Here is a 16,104-nt window from a genome sequence, read left to right as displayed (position 1 = left end):
CTTAAATCGTCAACTATTCTAATCTCATATTAAAAATATTTACAAAAAAAAGATTAAAGAGATATTATCTCCTTAATCTTTTTAAATTAAGCTTATTATTCTTTACCGATTGTTTTACGACGAGTAACATCTTTTGCAGCAATAACATCAGCATCTTTAAAACCAAAGAACCAAGTACAACCAAATGCTACGATGATCGTAATAATTGAAGCAATCCAAAAATTAATTTCATTACTCATTCCGCCACCAAATTTTAATGGTGTAAAGAATGAAGGAAATCCAATTAATGAACCAGTAAATCCATACATGTTAACATTTAATAATCCTGCTACTAACCCACCAACTGCACCACCAATATTAGCTGATAGGAAGACACGTCCGTACTTCAAATTAATCCCATAAATAGCTGGTTCTGTAATACCACTAAACGCTGCGATAACAGCTCCACCAGATAATTCTTTAATATTAGCAATTTTTGATTTAATCATAACTGCCATTACAGCAGCTCCTTGAGCCACCATTGTTATTGAAACGATGGCATTTAAATAACTATAACCTTTAGAAGCAATATCATTTGCAATTAAAGGCACAACTGCCCAATGTAATCCAAAGATAACCAAGCATTGATATAACCCTCCGATAACGAAACCTGCAATTGGATAGTTAGCTGTTAAAATTGTATTTAGAATAATAGAAATACCTGTACTAATTAATGTAATAATAGGACCAACGATAATAATAATAGCTGCCGAAACAATCATAACTTCTAATAATGGCACAAAAATCATCCGTAAGACTTGTGGAATAACTTTTTTAAGTCCTTTTTCAACATAATGTGCCAACCATGCGCCTGCAATAATTGGGAAAATACTATAAGTATAATTAACCATATGAATTGGAATCCCAAATAAGTTAGTATTTAATGACATTCCCAAAATTTGTCCAAAAGCTTTTGTGCCTGTTGCAATACCAAAAAGTGATGGGTATACCAATACACCACCCACAATAGCCATAATAATAGGATCAGCTTTTAACTTCTGTGCTGCCGTAAATCCAACAATGATAGGTAAGAAATAAAAGGCCGAATCACCCATAGCTGATAGGAAAATATAAGTCTGTGACGTTGCCTCTGTCCAATGAAAATCGACAGCCATCTGAAGTAATCCTTTTAAAATACCACTAGCAGCCAACAGTCCAATAACAGGCATCATAGATCCCGTAATTACACCAATTAAAGAATTAAACCCAGCATTCAATTTACCACGAAATGTTGTAGGTTGATCTCCAACTGGGACATCGTCGTCAGCATCAACCTCACCACCTGCATATTCAGTTCCTAATTGTGCAATAACTGCATCATAAACATCATTAATGGCTGGTCCAATAACGACTTGATATTGGCCAACTGCATGCCGAACATCAATCACGCCAGTTAAATTTTTGATAACTTCGTCGTTTGCTTTACTTTCATCAACTAAATAAAAACGCAACCGGGTAATACAGTGAATTAAACTTTTTATATTCTCTTTACCACCAACTTGCTCAATAATATCTGTAGCTAATTGTGTGTAATCTTTTGCCATAATTAATTCTCTCCTTTCGCAGTACCAGACCCAAGCTCCATACCACCATCAAAAGATTGGGGTTCTGATAAACTTAATTTTTCAAGTTGATCTTGTGTGTTCGTAATTACTACCATAAGAACATTATCCAATTTTGCCTCAGCCACTTGCGCCAAATCCATGCTACCAAGTAACTCACCGCCATGAACACGCGTACCTTTTTTTAGGTTAATATCAAATGGAGCACCTTTTAAATCAACCGTATCAACACCCATGTGCAATAAGATTTCAAGTCCATTATCCATCGTAAAACCAATGGCATGTTTTGTTGAAGCAACCAATGTTACTGTTCCCGATACTGGACTAAAAATATTTCCTGCCGTTGGTTTAAAACCAAATCCATCACCCATTAATTTTTGAGCAAAAACAGAATCACTCACATTCTCTAAAGCAATTAAATCCCCCGCAGCTGGTGCATAAAATTTATCATCATTTATTTTTTGTTTTCTTCTAAAAATTGACATTATGTTTCCCCCTCTTTATATTAAATCCTATTTAACTTATAACAGTTAAATGAATTCCATTAAATAAGCGCTTTCAAGATACCTTTATATTAAACCTGTATATACAACATGTCAACGCTTTCTTCACTTTAAATTAAACATTTATATACACTTGTATAGACTTGATTAATTATGTTAAACTAATCTTATCATTGGAGGTAGTTATCATGACTAATCAAAATAAACATTTAGGTATTTATCAAGACCTTGCCACTAAAATCACACATAATATTTATGCAAAGGGTACCTTTCTACCTAGTGAAACTCAACTAAGTGAATTATACGGAACTTCTCGCGAAACAATTCGAAAGGCACTTCAAAATTTACTCACTAATGGTTATATTCAAAAAATTCGCGGCAAAGGATCCTTAGTTTTGGACGTTAAACGTTTTGTTTTTCCTGTTTCAGGAATTACCTCTTATAAAGAACTCGATCAGTCACTACAAATGAATTCAGAAACTCAAGTTAAACAATTATTTAGTACAACAATTCCTGAGGGTAGTTTTGCCCCTGAATCCGTCACTGGTGATCATGCTACTTTCATTGAACGATTACGTCTCGTAAAAAATGAGCCCAGCGTTATTGACCGTGACTACATACTCACTAGTATTGTCCCTAAATTACCACTAGCAGCTGCTCAAGACTCTATTTATGACTACTTTGAAAACAAATTAGGTTTAGAAATCAGTTATGCTGTTAAAAAAATCACGGTTGAACCTGCAGACTTAACTATCCAAAAATTATTAGATATTCCAAAAAATGAATCTGTTGTTGTTATACGAAGTGAGACCTATTTACAAGATAGCCGATTATTTCAAATTACTGAAGCTATCCACCGTGCAGACCGCTTTAGTTTTGTTGATTTTGCTCGACGAACAAAAAAATAAAAACATAGGAGAAAAATTATGAAGTTTGAAGATAAAATCATTTACCAAATTTACCCGAAATCATTTTACGATAGTAATAATGATGGACTAGGCGATTTACAAGGTATCATCGCGAAAATCCCTTATTTGAAACAACTCAATATTGATATGATTTGGTTTAATCCTTTTTTTATTTCACCACAAAATGATAATGGCTACGATATTTCCGATTACTATCGTATTGATTCTCACTTTGGAACTATGACTGACTTTGAAGAACTTATCGCTAAACTTAAATCTGTCGATATCGATGTCATGCTTGATATGGTTTTCAATCATACATCAACCGAACACGAATGGTTCCAAAAAGCCCTAAATGGCGATTCAAAATACATGGCTTACTACTATATTCGTGATGCTAAACCAGATGGCTCTCTACCTACTAATTGGGATTCAAAATTTGGTGGACCCGCATGGGAACCTTTTGGAAACACAGGTAAGTATTATCTCCATCTATACGATCCAACTCAGGCAGATTTAGATTGGCATAATCCAGCAGTTAGAAAAGAAATGGCTAAAATTATCAATTTTTGGCGTGATAAGGGCGTTAAAGGATTTCGATTCGATGTCATTAATGTCATCGGTAAAGATGTTCATTTAGTTGACGCTCCCGCCGACAGTGACAGCAAATTTTTATATACAGATAAAAAAATAGTGCATCAATACTTGCAAGAACTGAATCAAACCAGCTTTGGACAAGATGCTGACGCAATAACTGTTGGTGAAATGTCTTCCACTTCTATCGACAATTGTACTGCGTATACTTTAGCAAAAAATAATGAACTATCAATGGTCTTTACTTTCCATCATTTAAAAGTTGACTACGATCAAGGAAACAAATGGTCTACGATGCCTTTTGATTTCATGAGTTTAAAAAACATTTTAAATGATTGGCAATTAGGTATGACCACAGGCCATGGTTGGAATGCCCTTTTTTGGAATAATCATGATCAACCTCGTGCAATTAATCGTTTTGGCGACCCCGTTCATTATCGCGAAAAATCTGCCGAAATGTTAGCAACAACTATGCATTTATTACGCGGGACACCATTTATTTATATGGGTGAAGAAATTGGGATGAGTAATCCACAATATCAAAATTTATCTGATTATAACGATATTGAAACTAAAAATGCCTATACTGAATTATTAGCACTGGGACATAGTCAAGCTGATGCTTTACAAATTATTCAAGCAAAATCACGTGATAATAGTCGGACACCCATGCAATGGGATCAGACTAAATATGCAGGGTTTTCAAAGCATACGCCTTGGTTAATGCCCACGAATCAGGCAACTATCAATGTTAAAAATGAATTAGCTCACGGAGAAATTTTTGATTATTATCAAAAACTTATTAAATTACGTAAAACCTATCCAATTATTTCAATTGGCGACTATCAATCCCTTTTAATGGCTGATAATCACGTATTTGCTTATCAACGAACACTGAAAAAACAGCGTTTAATTGTTTTAAATAATTTCTATGGTACAACGACAACCATCACATTGCCCGCATTTATTGGAAATGTATCAACTCTTATTAATAATTATCCAACAGATGCTAAATTGACGACAACTATGGAACTAGCCCCCTATCAATCAATTGCCTTTTTAATTGAATAATAGCATTTTAACGGTCAAAATAATAAAGAAGACCTTACAGGTTAAATTCAGTCTGTAAGGTCTTCTTTATTATTAATACTTATTACATTTAATCAAAATAAATTCTAAATGGGCTAATTGGAACATGATTCTCATTCCAAAGTCCTGCTGAAGTCACATTAGCATATGCATATTGCAAACCTAATGATTCTTCTTCAAGCTTAATTTTAATATCATTGGTGCCCAAATCAATCACAGCAGGTTTTAAGACGTCCCCTGGCATGATCCATTTTAAATCAATCGGATAAATTGTTTCAAGTTGTTCACAATTTGAAAAATTCAAGCGCATTTGTTTCACATCTGCGGAGATTTCAGATAACTGTGGACTTGTCTGCATATCTTCAAATTTACCTTCATTTGAATACAATTCAACAATTCGATACCCTAATTCTCGTTTACTACTTGGATGAATATTATCTGCAGAGCCTTGGTCCATGGCTGTTACCAAATAAACTCGGTTTTCAGTTGATGCAAATTGTTGTTGTGCTTCACGAATTTCAGCCCAAGAATCAGCAACTTTACCATTGTATTGAGGTAATTGAATAATGTAAGTTGGTAATTTATTTTGTTTTAACGTTTTACGCCATTCACGAATTAATTTTTTCAACAACAATCCGTAATGTTTTGTATCGATATCAGCATCAGATTCACCTTGATACCAAGTCATCATTTTAAAACGATATGGACCAACATTTTTGAGCATTGATTCAAATAAGTTAGCAGTATCAACAATTTTAGGGATTTTCGTATCAACGTAGGCTGCTTTCAAAGTTTCATCATGCATTAACGTTTTTTCTGAGACCCAACTTGCTGCTGCCGTTCCGCCTTTGGCACATAATACGATACCAATTGGTGTATATTCATCATATTGACGAATTTTTTTAGCAATATAATAACCCATAGCAGTTACATCGCCAATATTTTCTTCATCAACAATTTGCCAAGAATTTTCTTCTGTTGTTTGTACTTCTGGCATATTAACAAAACGCAGATTCATCATCGGCATCGTTTTATTATGGTCAAATTCATCATCTTGAGCCATTTTGAAACTAGCATTTGATTGTCCAGCAATTAAGAAAACATCTCCAAATTGGACATCACGTAAAATAATTTCATCTGTTCCTGATTTAACTGAAACGGTCACAATTGTAGGTGCTAAAAATGATGTACTTTCAATTAAAAAATAGCCATCTTCATCAGCAATTCCTGTTTCAATCGTGTCTTCACTGCCGCCCATTGAAATGGTTACGGTCACTTCTTGATCAGGTTCTGTATAACCAAAGAATCGTGTTGTTTGGTCCTGTTGCATTACCATATGATTGGTAAATAGTGGTGCTAATCGCAATGTTGTTGCCACTGTTAAACCTTCTTTCTAGTCGTTGTCCATTAAGTATCCTTTACAATTATAACATAAGACAGTCCCCTACCGACTTTTAATCAATGTTGTTCAGTCACCTATTTTCCACTACTCCTTAATGGTTAATCCTAGCTATTTTTAATGTAAATTGCTAAAATAAAGAAAGTTAAAGCAGAGTAAAATCGCCGGGTTTTACAAAAATAATAGTTATCACATCCAAGAGGCCATTTTTCAATGAAGGATGTTGATACCTATTTTTTTATTAGTCATTTAAAAAATAGGTATTAATAAGGAGCACGAATTGACTAATCAAACCGTTTCAATCCGTCACGAACTTGCAGGGTACGTTTCACGGAACGTTTTAAGTACTTTAGGCCTATCTGTTTATCTTTTAGCAGATACTTATTTTATCGCTAATGCAGTTGGAACAACTGGATTAGCAGCCTTAAACATTGTATTACCACTATTTAATTTATTAAATGGTGTTGGTTTACTGCTCGGAATTGGTGGCGCAACTTTATTTTCTATTTTAAAAATTAAAGACCGTGAAGCAAGTCAAAAAATTTTGACTCAAGTTTTACTTGTTGGTCTTATTTTTGGATTAGCATTCTCAGTTCTAGGCTTTTTATTTATGAACCCACTGCTACATTTTTTAGGAGCAAATGCTGGAACCTACAAATTAGCTGCTGAATATTTGACTTATATTTTACTAGCCGCACCATTCTTTGCATGTAATTATCTCGTTTTAAGTTTCATTAGAAACGATAATAATCCACAATTATCCATGGTAGCAATGTTAATTTCAAGTTTGTTCAATATCATTTTTGATTATATTCTTATGTACCCATTACATCTCGGAATGATTGGTGCTTCAATCGCAACCGCCCTTTCTCCAGTTGTTGGGTTAACCATATTAACCTTCCACCGTAAGAAAGAAAATCGACTCTTAACGCTTCAACGAACGTCGATCCATTTTAAAACCATAAAAAGAGTTGTTCAACTTGGATTCCCCGTCTTTCTCACTGAAATGAGTACAGGGGTCAGCATTTTTGCTTTCAACCTCGTTATTTTAAGTTTAGCTGGAAACACGGCTGTCGCTGCCTATGGGATTATCGCAAATATTATCTTAGTGGCCTTATCCCTTTTCAATGGTGTTTCTCAAGGAATCCAGCCCTTATTAAGTCGTGAATTTGGTATCCAAAATTGGACCGCGGTTAAACAAATTTTACGTTTTGGCTTAATTGTCAGTTTCATTATCGGAACCATTTTATATCTCGCACTAACATTTGAAAAAGGCCCCATTATTGCCTTATTCAATAACAGTAATAACCAAGCCCTTATTCATTACGCTGAGATTGGCATTCCAATTTACTTCTTAAGTTTATTTGGCTCTTCTCTCAATATTGTCTTCGGTATGTTTTTCGCAGCAATCGAAGAACCTAAGCATGCACTATCTCTTGCTATTCTTCGTGGTTACGTGCTGTTACTTGGTTTGCTATTCATTTTTGCTCACTTCTTCAATTTAACAGGCGTTTGGATAGCATTACCTGTCACAGAATTTATCGTTGTCATTATAAGTACCGCATTTCTATTCAGTTTCTTTAATAAACAAATCAAAAAACAATAAAGAAGGTTTCTTATCTTATGAAAGTTAAGCGTTTTGAAGCAATTACAATTCCTGTTTCTAATATTCAAAGAAGTTTGCGCTTTTATCATGAAGTTTTCGATATGACAGTGATTGAGCATAGCGATCTTCCAACGGTCCATTTTGGCCATCAAAAAATTATTTTTGAGCTATCAGAAACGATTATTCCAATGACGCTCAGTTTTGTAGTCAGTGATTCGATGTCTGCCATAGAAAATCATTTAAAAAATTATTTTGTGACAATCCTTAATGGCCCTGTTGAAAAATCAGATGTAAAGAACGCTCAATCAATTACAATTTTAGATCCTGATAACCACAAGATTGAATTAATTAGTTATCAAAAATAACTTTACTAAGCCAGTATTCGCCTAATGCTGGCTTTTTTACGTTATCTAGACTATCCGGTCTGAACATGATAATCTGGAGTCATAGAAAGGTGGCGGGACGCTATGCAACCCATTATCAATTTACAAGACATTTCACTAGAAATTAATAATCACTCACTTTTGAAACATATTTCCTTCAAGGTAAATTCAGGGGACTTTTTAACAATCACAGGTCCATCTGGAAGTGGTAAAAGCACTATTTTGAAATTAATTGCGGGGTTAATTTCAAGAACTTCCGGCGAAATCCAATTTAATAATCAGTCAATTGATAGTTATGATCCAATTGACTATCGCCGGGTCATCTCTTATTGTTTCCAAACGCCCGTTTTATTTGGTGAAACAGTCAAAGACAATCTTGAATTTCCTTATATCATTCGCAAACAAAATTTTGATGAAGCACATGCTATTGTTTCACTTGAATCAGTAGGTTTACCCAGTCACTATCTTAGTAAATCAATTAATGAATTATCTGGCGGTGAAAAGCAGCGTGTCGCTCTCATTCGTAATTTAATCTTTTTGCCTAAAGTCCTCCTACTCGATGAAATTACAAGTGCTTTAGATTCTGAAAGTAAAAAAATCATCCACACACTCATTAATCATTTGAATGACTCAAATAAAATTACAATCATCGCTGTCACACATGATGATAGTGAAATAAAAATGGCCGATCAATTAATTGAAATTGTTAACGGTCAAATGACGGAGGTCGCTCATGAGTAATTTAGCCGTTAATAACCTTTCGCTTTTCTTCGCCTTCTCACTTGTTTTAGTCTCTCTTGGAATCGTTTATAAAGAGAAATTAGGTTTGGCAAAAGACATTATTTATAGTGTTATTCGTGCAATCATTCAATTAGTCATTGTTGGCTATATCTTAAAATATGTCTTCAATATTAATAATATTATTTTGACATTAGTTATGATGTTCATTGTTTTCTTTAATGCCGCTTATAGTGCGCACAAAAAAAGTGCAGGAATTCCGCACAGTTTTCGTATTTCATTTATTGCCATTTTTTGTAGTACTTCCGTAACACTTGGCCTTTTATTACTAGCAGGGACCTTAAAATTTATCCCTTCACAAATCATCCCTATCACTGGAATGATTGCCAGCAATTCAATGGTTGCCATTGGGCTCTGTTACCGAAATCTCAATAGTAGCTTTCGTGATCAACGTCAGCAAATTTTAGAAAAATTAGCACTGGGTGCAGATTTAAAACAAGCATCCTACCCAATTATCCGAGAAAGTATCAAAACAGGTATGTCGCCTACTATTGATTCAGCTAAAACAGTGGGAATTGTCAGTTTACCTGGTATGATGTCCGGTTTAATCTTCGCCGGTGTTGACCCAGTCTTCGCCATTAAATACCAAATCATGGTCACTTTTATGCTCCTTTCAGCCACAAGTATTTCATCAATTAGTGTTTGTTATTTATCTTATAAACAATTTTTCAACGATAAAAAGCAACTACGTTAATTATTCATCTACCCTACGTAGTGAGAATTGTCTGCCCTAAATAATAGTTAGTTCATTTCTATAAAAATAAGCTAATCCTCATTTTTAATTTGAGAGTTAGCTTATTTTTTATAAAACAAATACTACTATTTGAACATCGTGATTAAAACAGTTTTTATACTAATGCATGCAATAAATAATTGCGCTTTGAAAACTATCATTTTTGAGCAGTTCTTACTTGCCTAGTCAGCTAAACCAGTGTCATCCCAAATTTCATTTTCATGATAACTCTATCATTTCACATTACCTGCTTTAAACAATCTCACGACCGATTCACTAGTTAATGCTATTTGTTGTAAGGTTGTCGTTTTTTCTATTGCTTTTTCCAACGCAATTGGCCCAAGTTGAATGGAAAATGCACCTGCCAATAAATCTGCCATCTTTCCTATATCTGCACTTCTTCTGCCTGATAACCCAACAACTGGAACATGATATTTTTTACCAAGCATCGCCACACCGAATGGTACTTTTCCTTGGGCAGATTGACTATCTAAACTACCTTCACCAGTAATCACTAAATCAGCTGTCTCAATTTTATTTTCCAACGCAACAGCTTGGCTAATCAGAGGGAAACCCGCTGCCATATGCCCACCCAATACCATTAATGCGCCACCAATACCGCCAGCTGCGCCAGATCCTGGTTGCATTTGAAGATTGATTTCAGTATTTTTTTCAATCATCTCAGAAACTTTTTTCGCCTGATTATCCAATTCTTTAATCTGCATCTTTGAAGCGCCTTTTTGTTTACCAAAAACTGCAACAGCACCGGTTTCACCATAAAAAGGATTAGTCACATCTGCTGCAATAATTAGCTCAACATCTGCCATACTATTTTTCAATTGGTCTGGAAACACCATTTTTGAAACCCTGACTAGCGGGTTTCCTGTGATAATCAATTGCGCTTCATCATCTGTCACCTGCACACCAAAAGCCTGCAATAATCCCAATCCACCGTCAGAGGTACCACTCCCACCAAGTGTCATAATCACTTTGGCTACGCCTTGTTGAAGCGCATCTTTTAACATTGCCCCTAATCCAAAACTACTACTTTGTTCAACTGTTTTTTCGCTAGGTTCAATAAAATCTAGTCCAATAACTGAAGCTGATTCAATGACAGCTGTTTTCTCACCATTAATAATGGTCATTAAGTAATCTGCTGTCATTGGTCGTGCCAATAAATCAACTGTTTTAACAGATTGCCATACACCGCCACAAGCTTCAAAGATAGCAGCCATACTGCCTTCACCGCCATCCGCGATTGGAACTGAAATTCCTTCATCTATTAATTTCAACTCTAATAAATGATTAATAACGGCTTCATTTAATTCTTTTGATGTTGCACTTCCTTTAAACGAATCTATTGCACTCACTAGTTTCATTTTTAACCCTCCGACCATTCAATTATTCTTTAAGTTAAGTGTACCACTTGCTTTTAACATGCTGCTTGTTTCAATTTAAATTCATGATTTCTCAACACATATTGCCGATCACACATGCTAGCAACATCCGGTTCATGAGTGACAATAATCACACATTTACCTTGTGATTTAGCTAAGTCTTGCAGTAACCCAATGATTATTTTTGTATTAGCTTCATCCAAATTACTCGTTGGTTCATCAGCAACAATGAGTCGCGCATCACAACATACCGTTCTGACAACAGCGACACACTGTTGTTGCCCACCAGAAAGATGTTGGACGTTTTTCTTAGCCATCTCTTCATCAACACCAACTTTTTTCAACATTTCAAAGACATATTCCTTATCACCTGCATGTGTTGCACCAGTGATAGCCATTGTTGTCATCACATTTTCAAGCGCTGACATATAGGTAAACAAATTATATGATTGAAAAATAATTGAAACATCTTTATTTCGATAATGTGTTAGCCCAATTTTATTAATAGCTTTACCTTCATATGAAATTTCTCCAGCCTTAGGTTTATCTAATCCCGCAATTAATGAGAGAAAGGTTGTTTTACCTGAGCCACTACTGCCGACAATAGCGTACGATTTACTATTTTCAAAAATTAAATTAACATTTGAAAATAGTGCATTATCCTTATTTTCATACCAATAAGCAACATTTTTCATTTCAATCATATAACCAGTCCTTTCCATTAATTTATGAATTCAAGCGTTTATTGAGTTCAAATCGTAACATACTAAGTGATGCCAAAATAATCGACACCAAGATAATTGTAAGACCCATTCCGCCTAATACTACCAAGTCTTTTACCTTAATTGTCGTATTTAAGCGATTCAATTTTACTGATTGGCTTGCCGTTATTGCTGATTGATCTGACAAATCACTTTGCGCACCACCTTGTATATCACTTGAAGTTGTTAATGTAGTTGCTGCCGTTTGTTGGTTTATTAACTGATTCCCAACGACATTGCCGATAACTCTACCACCAATACCTGCAACAGCTAACGATACAATTAAAATCATAACCATTTCAACAAAGAATTGTGCGATAATTTTCCACCATTTTTCTCCTAATGCTAATAAAATACCAATTTCATAACGCCGTTCTCTAATCATTAGAATAATCATTAAAGAAAGAATAATAGTTCCTGAAATGACCACTAACAAAATAATTTTTTGTGCAAACCGTTTAATATTATTCAATGGTATCAGCATTGATTGGTAATTCCTATCATCCGTTGATAGTGAAAATTGAGCTGGATTAATGAGTTTCTTAGCTTTTTTTGTAAATACTGCTAATTCAGCCGGATTGTTCAATGTATAAATAATTGAATCAGCAGTCCCTTTATATTTGCTACCTTTTATCGTATTAGCAAATGTATAAGCTGTATAAATTGTATTAGATGCATTTTTACCAATACTATTTGAACTAGCTTTATAAATACCCACAACTTTAACCTTGTACATTTTACCACCAGTTGATTTTAGTTTAATTGTATTCCCCACTGAAATATGGTTAATTGAAGCAAGTTCCGATTCAATCACAACATTCTTAGTGTTTAAATCACTTGCTGTCAGACCACGACCTTCCGTAATTTTGGCATCGCTAGAACTTAATAGACTAGTTGTTTCGCTCACACCAGAAATCATTATATGACCTGTTGTCACAGATGACTTCATTTTTTTATCATTCGTACCTTGATTTGAAGGTACTGTCTCAAATGAATCAGTATCAGCTATTACTGATGTCATAATTCTATAACTCTTCACGTTACTTAATGCACCAATTTTTTTAGCCGTTGTCATCTTGACCCCTGATAAGTTAGCTATTGTCTTCGATTTTTTTGAACCAAAGGTTTTCTTTTTGCTGACAGGCTTCTCCTGGTTAGCTGTCAACGTTACTGTTGCACCTACGCTCTTCTTGGCATCATTCGCCGCAGTTATTGCCGCATTTTGAATAATTAATCCTATTAACATGAATAACATAATAGTCGACATGACTAAAACAAGTAAAAATGATCTTCCTTTTTTAGCTTTAATATTTAATAAAGCTCGTTTAAAAAAATTCATATTCATTCCCTCTATATTCGCTTAATCTCTATCATTAAGCATAACTAATAAATATGAATTATTTTTGACGATTATCAGAACCTTTTGCATACAAGCCACAAAAAATATATAATGCAAGTTGGATTAGTTAAGATTATACTGTTTTTATTAATGCCCAAACACTCAATTAATAATGAAGGAGCACTATCACTCATGCCAACTCGTCAAGATCATCATAATAATAAAATAAAAAGAAACAAACAGGCCATTATTATAATAAGTACTATTTTGATTATTATAATAATTGGCGCCATCTCTTTTTCTGCTGGTAGTCGTGCGTCACATAAACGTGCTGAACAATCCTCACAGGATGCCGCTAGCTCTAAAGCAACAAGTATCGCTTTAAAAATTGCTAAAGAAACAAGTAATTCTTTAAAAAAAGCTAATCAAGATGCTAAAGATGCTGCAAGTTCTTCAGCTGATAGTTCTCATTCAGATTCTCAAACCGATAACACCATAAAATCCCCAACCTCGTCTAATACTTTAAATGCCAATGACAAATCTGAGATTTCAACTGACTTCTTAACTTGGGCTGGCAGACAAGCTATCATTGGTAATATGGCTGTAAGTGAGCATTACTTTAGTAATGATGTCGATAATTCAAGAGATTGGTACGCTAATACGCCAGACGGAAAAGTTCAAGTCCAAAATAATGATAATCCTGGCGCAAACTCATTCAAAATCCATGCCATTGGTGGTGTTATGTTTTACACAGCTAATGATAAAACAACTGGAATTGATAGCTCCTTGGACAGCGATGATGACTATTCACTTAATGTAAACTTTGACAAACCTGTCAGTAAATACCTGTTGGCTGATAACGGTGTCGTCTACCAATTAACAACTGGTAGTGGCACAGATGTTAACCCCGAAGACGGTTTTGCTGAATTAGATACTGATGGTACTGATTACGATAACGGACCTGATCAAGATTTTTTTGTTTCTAAAGATGCTGCTGCTCAGACTGAACTACGTACCCTAATTCAAACATATAAATAACCAAATAAAAGGCACGACAACTATTAAAAAATAAGTTGTCGTGCCTTTTATGACTATTAAATTTTATTCAGCTAATAACTATAGAGCCTTTTATTTAATCTATTAAACTTTCCCAATCTCTCGACCAGATTAAGCCTAAACATTTTTCACCGGTATGAACACCCACCAAAGGTCCGATATAACCTGATTCAAAATGCATATTAGGAAAACTATCTCTCAAATCTTGTCCCCATTCAGCTTGAAGATCTGGATTATTCGCATCAATTAAATCAATCCGAACTGGATAATCAAGTGACTGAGTCGTTTCTTCAAATTGTGATTTAATTTCTGCGTACGCATTTTTCATTTTGCGTTCTTTACCAATAGCAACAATTTTGCCTTCTTTATCAAAAGTTAAAATTGGTTTAATTTTCAATAAATTACCAACAAATCCTGAACGATTTGATAGGCGACCCGTTCTCATTAAATGATTTAAATCATCGACAACAAAAAGTACGCGTGTTGTTTCTCTCAACTCGCTTAATTTTTCAACTATTTCTGTAACATCTTTATTTTTTTTAACCATTGTGGCAGCTAATTGAACCATGTTCCCCATCCCTGCACAATCAATCTTTGAATCAAAGACATGCACATTGATAGAAGAAACAGATGGCGCAAAAGCCTCAAGATTTCCAACCAATCCACTAATACCTGATGATAAGTGAATACAAATCACATCAGTATAACCTTCAGCAGCAAGTGCATCAAATCGTTCTTCCATTTCACCCATTGATACTTGGGAAGTTGTTGGAAGAACGTCTTCTGTTTTTAATAGTTGATAAAATTGAGCCACTGTTAAATCCGCATTTTCATGATACACATGATTACCAAATAAGACTGGGTTATTGACGACTTTAATATCCAATCGTTCAACAATCTCATCTGCGAGATATGCCGAACTATCTGTTAATACAGCAATTTTCATTATTCACACTCCTATCTTTACTATCGTATCATACATTACGATTGAATACCGTCATTTAGCCACCAATTTGGCGCCCAATAACTAATCCTAAAAAAGTCATCAAGCCACCAATAATATAACTAACTAATAAATAAATCATAAAGAATGAAACTTTTTGACTTTTAATTAACTTAATCAATTCAAAATTATAAGTTGAAAAAGTCGTAAAACCGCCCATTGTTCCTGTCCCAAGTAAAACTAACATTGGATTGGATAAATTAAGTCCTGTTAAAATCCCTAAAATTAAACACCCTATTAAATTAATGGACAAAGTCCCAACCGGAAATTTATCAGTTAACAATTGATTGCTAAGATTAGTTAAGCCATATCTGAGCATAGCTCCGACTGCAGCTCCCAATCCGACTAATAAAATCATCATGAGTGTTCACGCTCCATTCGCCAATCACCAACTCGATTTCCAAGTAAATAACCCAGTAGCGTTAAGGAAAGGCCACCAACAATCGTAACCACGATATAAATAATTGCATAAGTCCATTGTTGCATTTCAATTAACGTTACCGCTTCTAAACTATAAGTTGAAAAAGTCGTAAAAGCACCAATAAAGCCAGTTTTCATTCCTAGTGTTAGCCATGCCGGCACTTTCTCAGTCGTTTCAATATATTGAACCAAGAACGCCAAAATAAAGCAGCCAACTAAATTAATCATAAGTGTCCCAAGTGGGAAGCCATCTGGTTTAACAATGGTTAAACCTAGTAAATACCGACTTATTCCGCCAAAAAAGGCAAATATTGCGATAATCATATAATTCAATTTAAATACCTTCTTATTTATTGATGTCTAATACCTTATTTTACCGAATTTTTACATTAATACAACGGATAAAATAATCATCTTAATATTTATTAATACTTTATTAAAAGAAACGTAGAAGAACCCAAAGTAATTACCTTGAGCACTTCTACGTTTCTTAGTTTTTGAAAACTTTAACACT

At 34.5% G+C, this 16,104-nt stretch carries 14 protein-coding genes and 1 pseudogene; 7 read left to right on the top strand and 8 right to left on the bottom strand.

Annotation, left to right across the window (positions count from 1 at the left end; all coding sequences use genetic code 11):
• Positions 1-95: 95 nt before the first annotated feature.
• Positions 96-2,086, bottom strand: a pseudogene (locus tag ACVQ8P_RS05855) (glucose PTS transporter subunit IIA).
• Between the two features lie 206 nt (positions 2,087-2,292).
• On the opposite strand from ACVQ8P_RS05855, the gene treR reads away from it, so the two are divergent.
• Both treR and treC read left to right on the top strand, forming a co-directional pair.
• The gene (gene treR / locus ACVQ8P_RS05850; protein ID WP_462298172.1) at positions 2,293-3,012 is read left to right on the top strand and encodes a trehalose operon repressor; all 720 of its coding nucleotides are present in this window, start codon (positions 2,293-2,295) and stop codon (positions 3,010-3,012) included.
• An 18-nt stretch (positions 3,013-3,030) separates the two neighbouring features.
• Positions 3,031-4,677 carry an alpha,alpha-phosphotrehalase gene (treC, locus tag ACVQ8P_RS05845; RefSeq protein WP_462298170.1) on the top strand — a complete coding sequence of 549 codons (1,647 nt, stop codon included), beginning with the start codon at positions 3,031-3,033 and terminating at the stop codon, positions 4,675-4,677.
• A gap of 88 nt (positions 4,678-4,765) precedes the next feature.
• Here treC and ACVQ8P_RS05840 read toward each other — a convergent pair whose 3' ends face one another.
• Positions 4,766-6,073: a sialate O-acetylesterase gene (locus ACVQ8P_RS05840; protein ID WP_462298168.1), complete on the bottom strand. Its 1,308-nt coding sequence runs from the start codon at positions 6,071-6,073 to the stop codon at positions 4,766-4,768.
• Between the two features lie 301 nt (positions 6,074-6,374).
• Here ACVQ8P_RS05840 and ACVQ8P_RS05835 point away from each other — a divergent pair, with 301 nt between their 5' ends.
• From ACVQ8P_RS05835 to ACVQ8P_RS05820, 4 genes are all read left to right on the top strand, one after another.
• On the top strand, positions 6,375-7,700 hold the full coding sequence (locus ACVQ8P_RS05835; RefSeq protein WP_462298166.1) for an MATE family efflux transporter: 1,326 nt from the start codon (positions 6,375-6,377) through the stop codon (positions 7,698-7,700).
• A 17-nt stretch (positions 7,701-7,717) separates the two neighbouring features.
• Positions 7,718-8,065: a VOC family protein gene (locus ACVQ8P_RS05830; RefSeq protein WP_462298164.1), complete on the top strand. Its 348-nt coding sequence runs from the start codon at positions 7,718-7,720 to the stop codon at positions 8,063-8,065.
• Between the two features lie 102 nt (positions 8,066-8,167).
• The gene (locus ACVQ8P_RS05825) at positions 8,168-8,824 is read left to right on the top strand and encodes an ABC transporter ATP-binding protein (protein WP_462298163.1); all 657 of its coding nucleotides are present in this window, start codon (positions 8,168-8,170) and stop codon (positions 8,822-8,824) included.
• A complete protein-coding gene (locus ACVQ8P_RS05820; protein WP_462298162.1) occupies positions 8,817-9,575 on the top strand; it encodes an ABC transporter permease in 759 nt (252 codons plus the stop codon). The genes ACVQ8P_RS05825 and ACVQ8P_RS05820 overlap by 8 nt, the downstream gene beginning before the upstream one ends.
• A gap of 272 nt (positions 9,576-9,847) precedes the next feature.
• On the opposite strand, the gene ACVQ8P_RS05815 is transcribed toward ACVQ8P_RS05820, so the two are convergent.
• From ACVQ8P_RS05815 to ACVQ8P_RS05805, 3 genes are read right to left on the bottom strand one after another with little or no spacing between them, the layout of a single operon-like run.
• Positions 9,848-10,993 (bottom strand): glycerate kinase family protein, encoded by a 1,146-nt coding sequence (locus ACVQ8P_RS05815; RefSeq protein ID WP_462298161.1) that lies wholly within the window; start codon positions 10,991-10,993, stop codon positions 9,848-9,850.
• A gap of 53 nt (positions 10,994-11,046) precedes the next feature.
• Positions 11,047-11,715, bottom strand: a complete 669-nt coding sequence (locus tag ACVQ8P_RS05810; RefSeq protein ID WP_462298383.1) for an ABC transporter ATP-binding protein — start codon at positions 11,713-11,715, stop codon at positions 11,047-11,049.
• A 22-nt stretch (positions 11,716-11,737) separates the two neighbouring features.
• On the bottom strand, positions 11,738-13,111 hold the full coding sequence (locus tag ACVQ8P_RS05805) for an ABC transporter permease (protein WP_462298160.1): 1,374 nt from the start codon (positions 13,109-13,111) through the stop codon (positions 11,738-11,740).
• 192 nt (positions 13,112-13,303) lie between these two features.
• Between ACVQ8P_RS05805 and ACVQ8P_RS05800 the strand changes: the two genes are divergently transcribed.
• Complete coding sequence (locus tag ACVQ8P_RS05800) at positions 13,304-14,149, top strand: hypothetical protein (protein ID WP_462298159.1); 846 nt, start codon at positions 13,304-13,306, stop codon at positions 14,147-14,149.
• A gap of 94 nt (positions 14,150-14,243) precedes the next feature.
• Here the strand turns inward: ACVQ8P_RS05800 and ACVQ8P_RS05795 are convergent, their stop codons facing one another.
• Genes ACVQ8P_RS05795 through crcB (ACVQ8P_RS05785) form a run of 3 tightly spaced genes read right to left on the bottom strand, consistent with a single transcriptional unit; the run spans position 14,244 to position 15,914 of the window.
• Positions 14,244-15,113, bottom strand: coding sequence for a DegV family protein (locus ACVQ8P_RS05795; protein ID WP_462298157.1), 870 nt, complete (start codon positions 15,111-15,113; stop codon positions 14,244-14,246).
• Between the two features lie 55 nt (positions 15,114-15,168).
• On the bottom strand, positions 15,169-15,531 hold the full coding sequence (gene crcB / locus ACVQ8P_RS05790) for a fluoride efflux transporter CrcB (RefSeq protein WP_462298155.1): 363 nt from the start codon (positions 15,529-15,531) through the stop codon (positions 15,169-15,171).
• On the bottom strand, positions 15,528-15,914 hold the full coding sequence (crcB, locus tag ACVQ8P_RS05785) for a fluoride efflux transporter CrcB (protein WP_462298381.1): 387 nt from the start codon (positions 15,912-15,914) through the stop codon (positions 15,528-15,530). Before crcB (ACVQ8P_RS05785) ends, crcB (ACVQ8P_RS05790) begins: the two co-directional genes overlap by 4 nt.
• Between the last annotated feature and the right edge of the window lie 190 nt (positions 15,915-16,104).

This window comes from Dellaglioa sp. BT-FLS60, from assembly GCF_054941065.1.
This window is presented reverse-complemented; position numbering and strand designations above follow the sequence as displayed.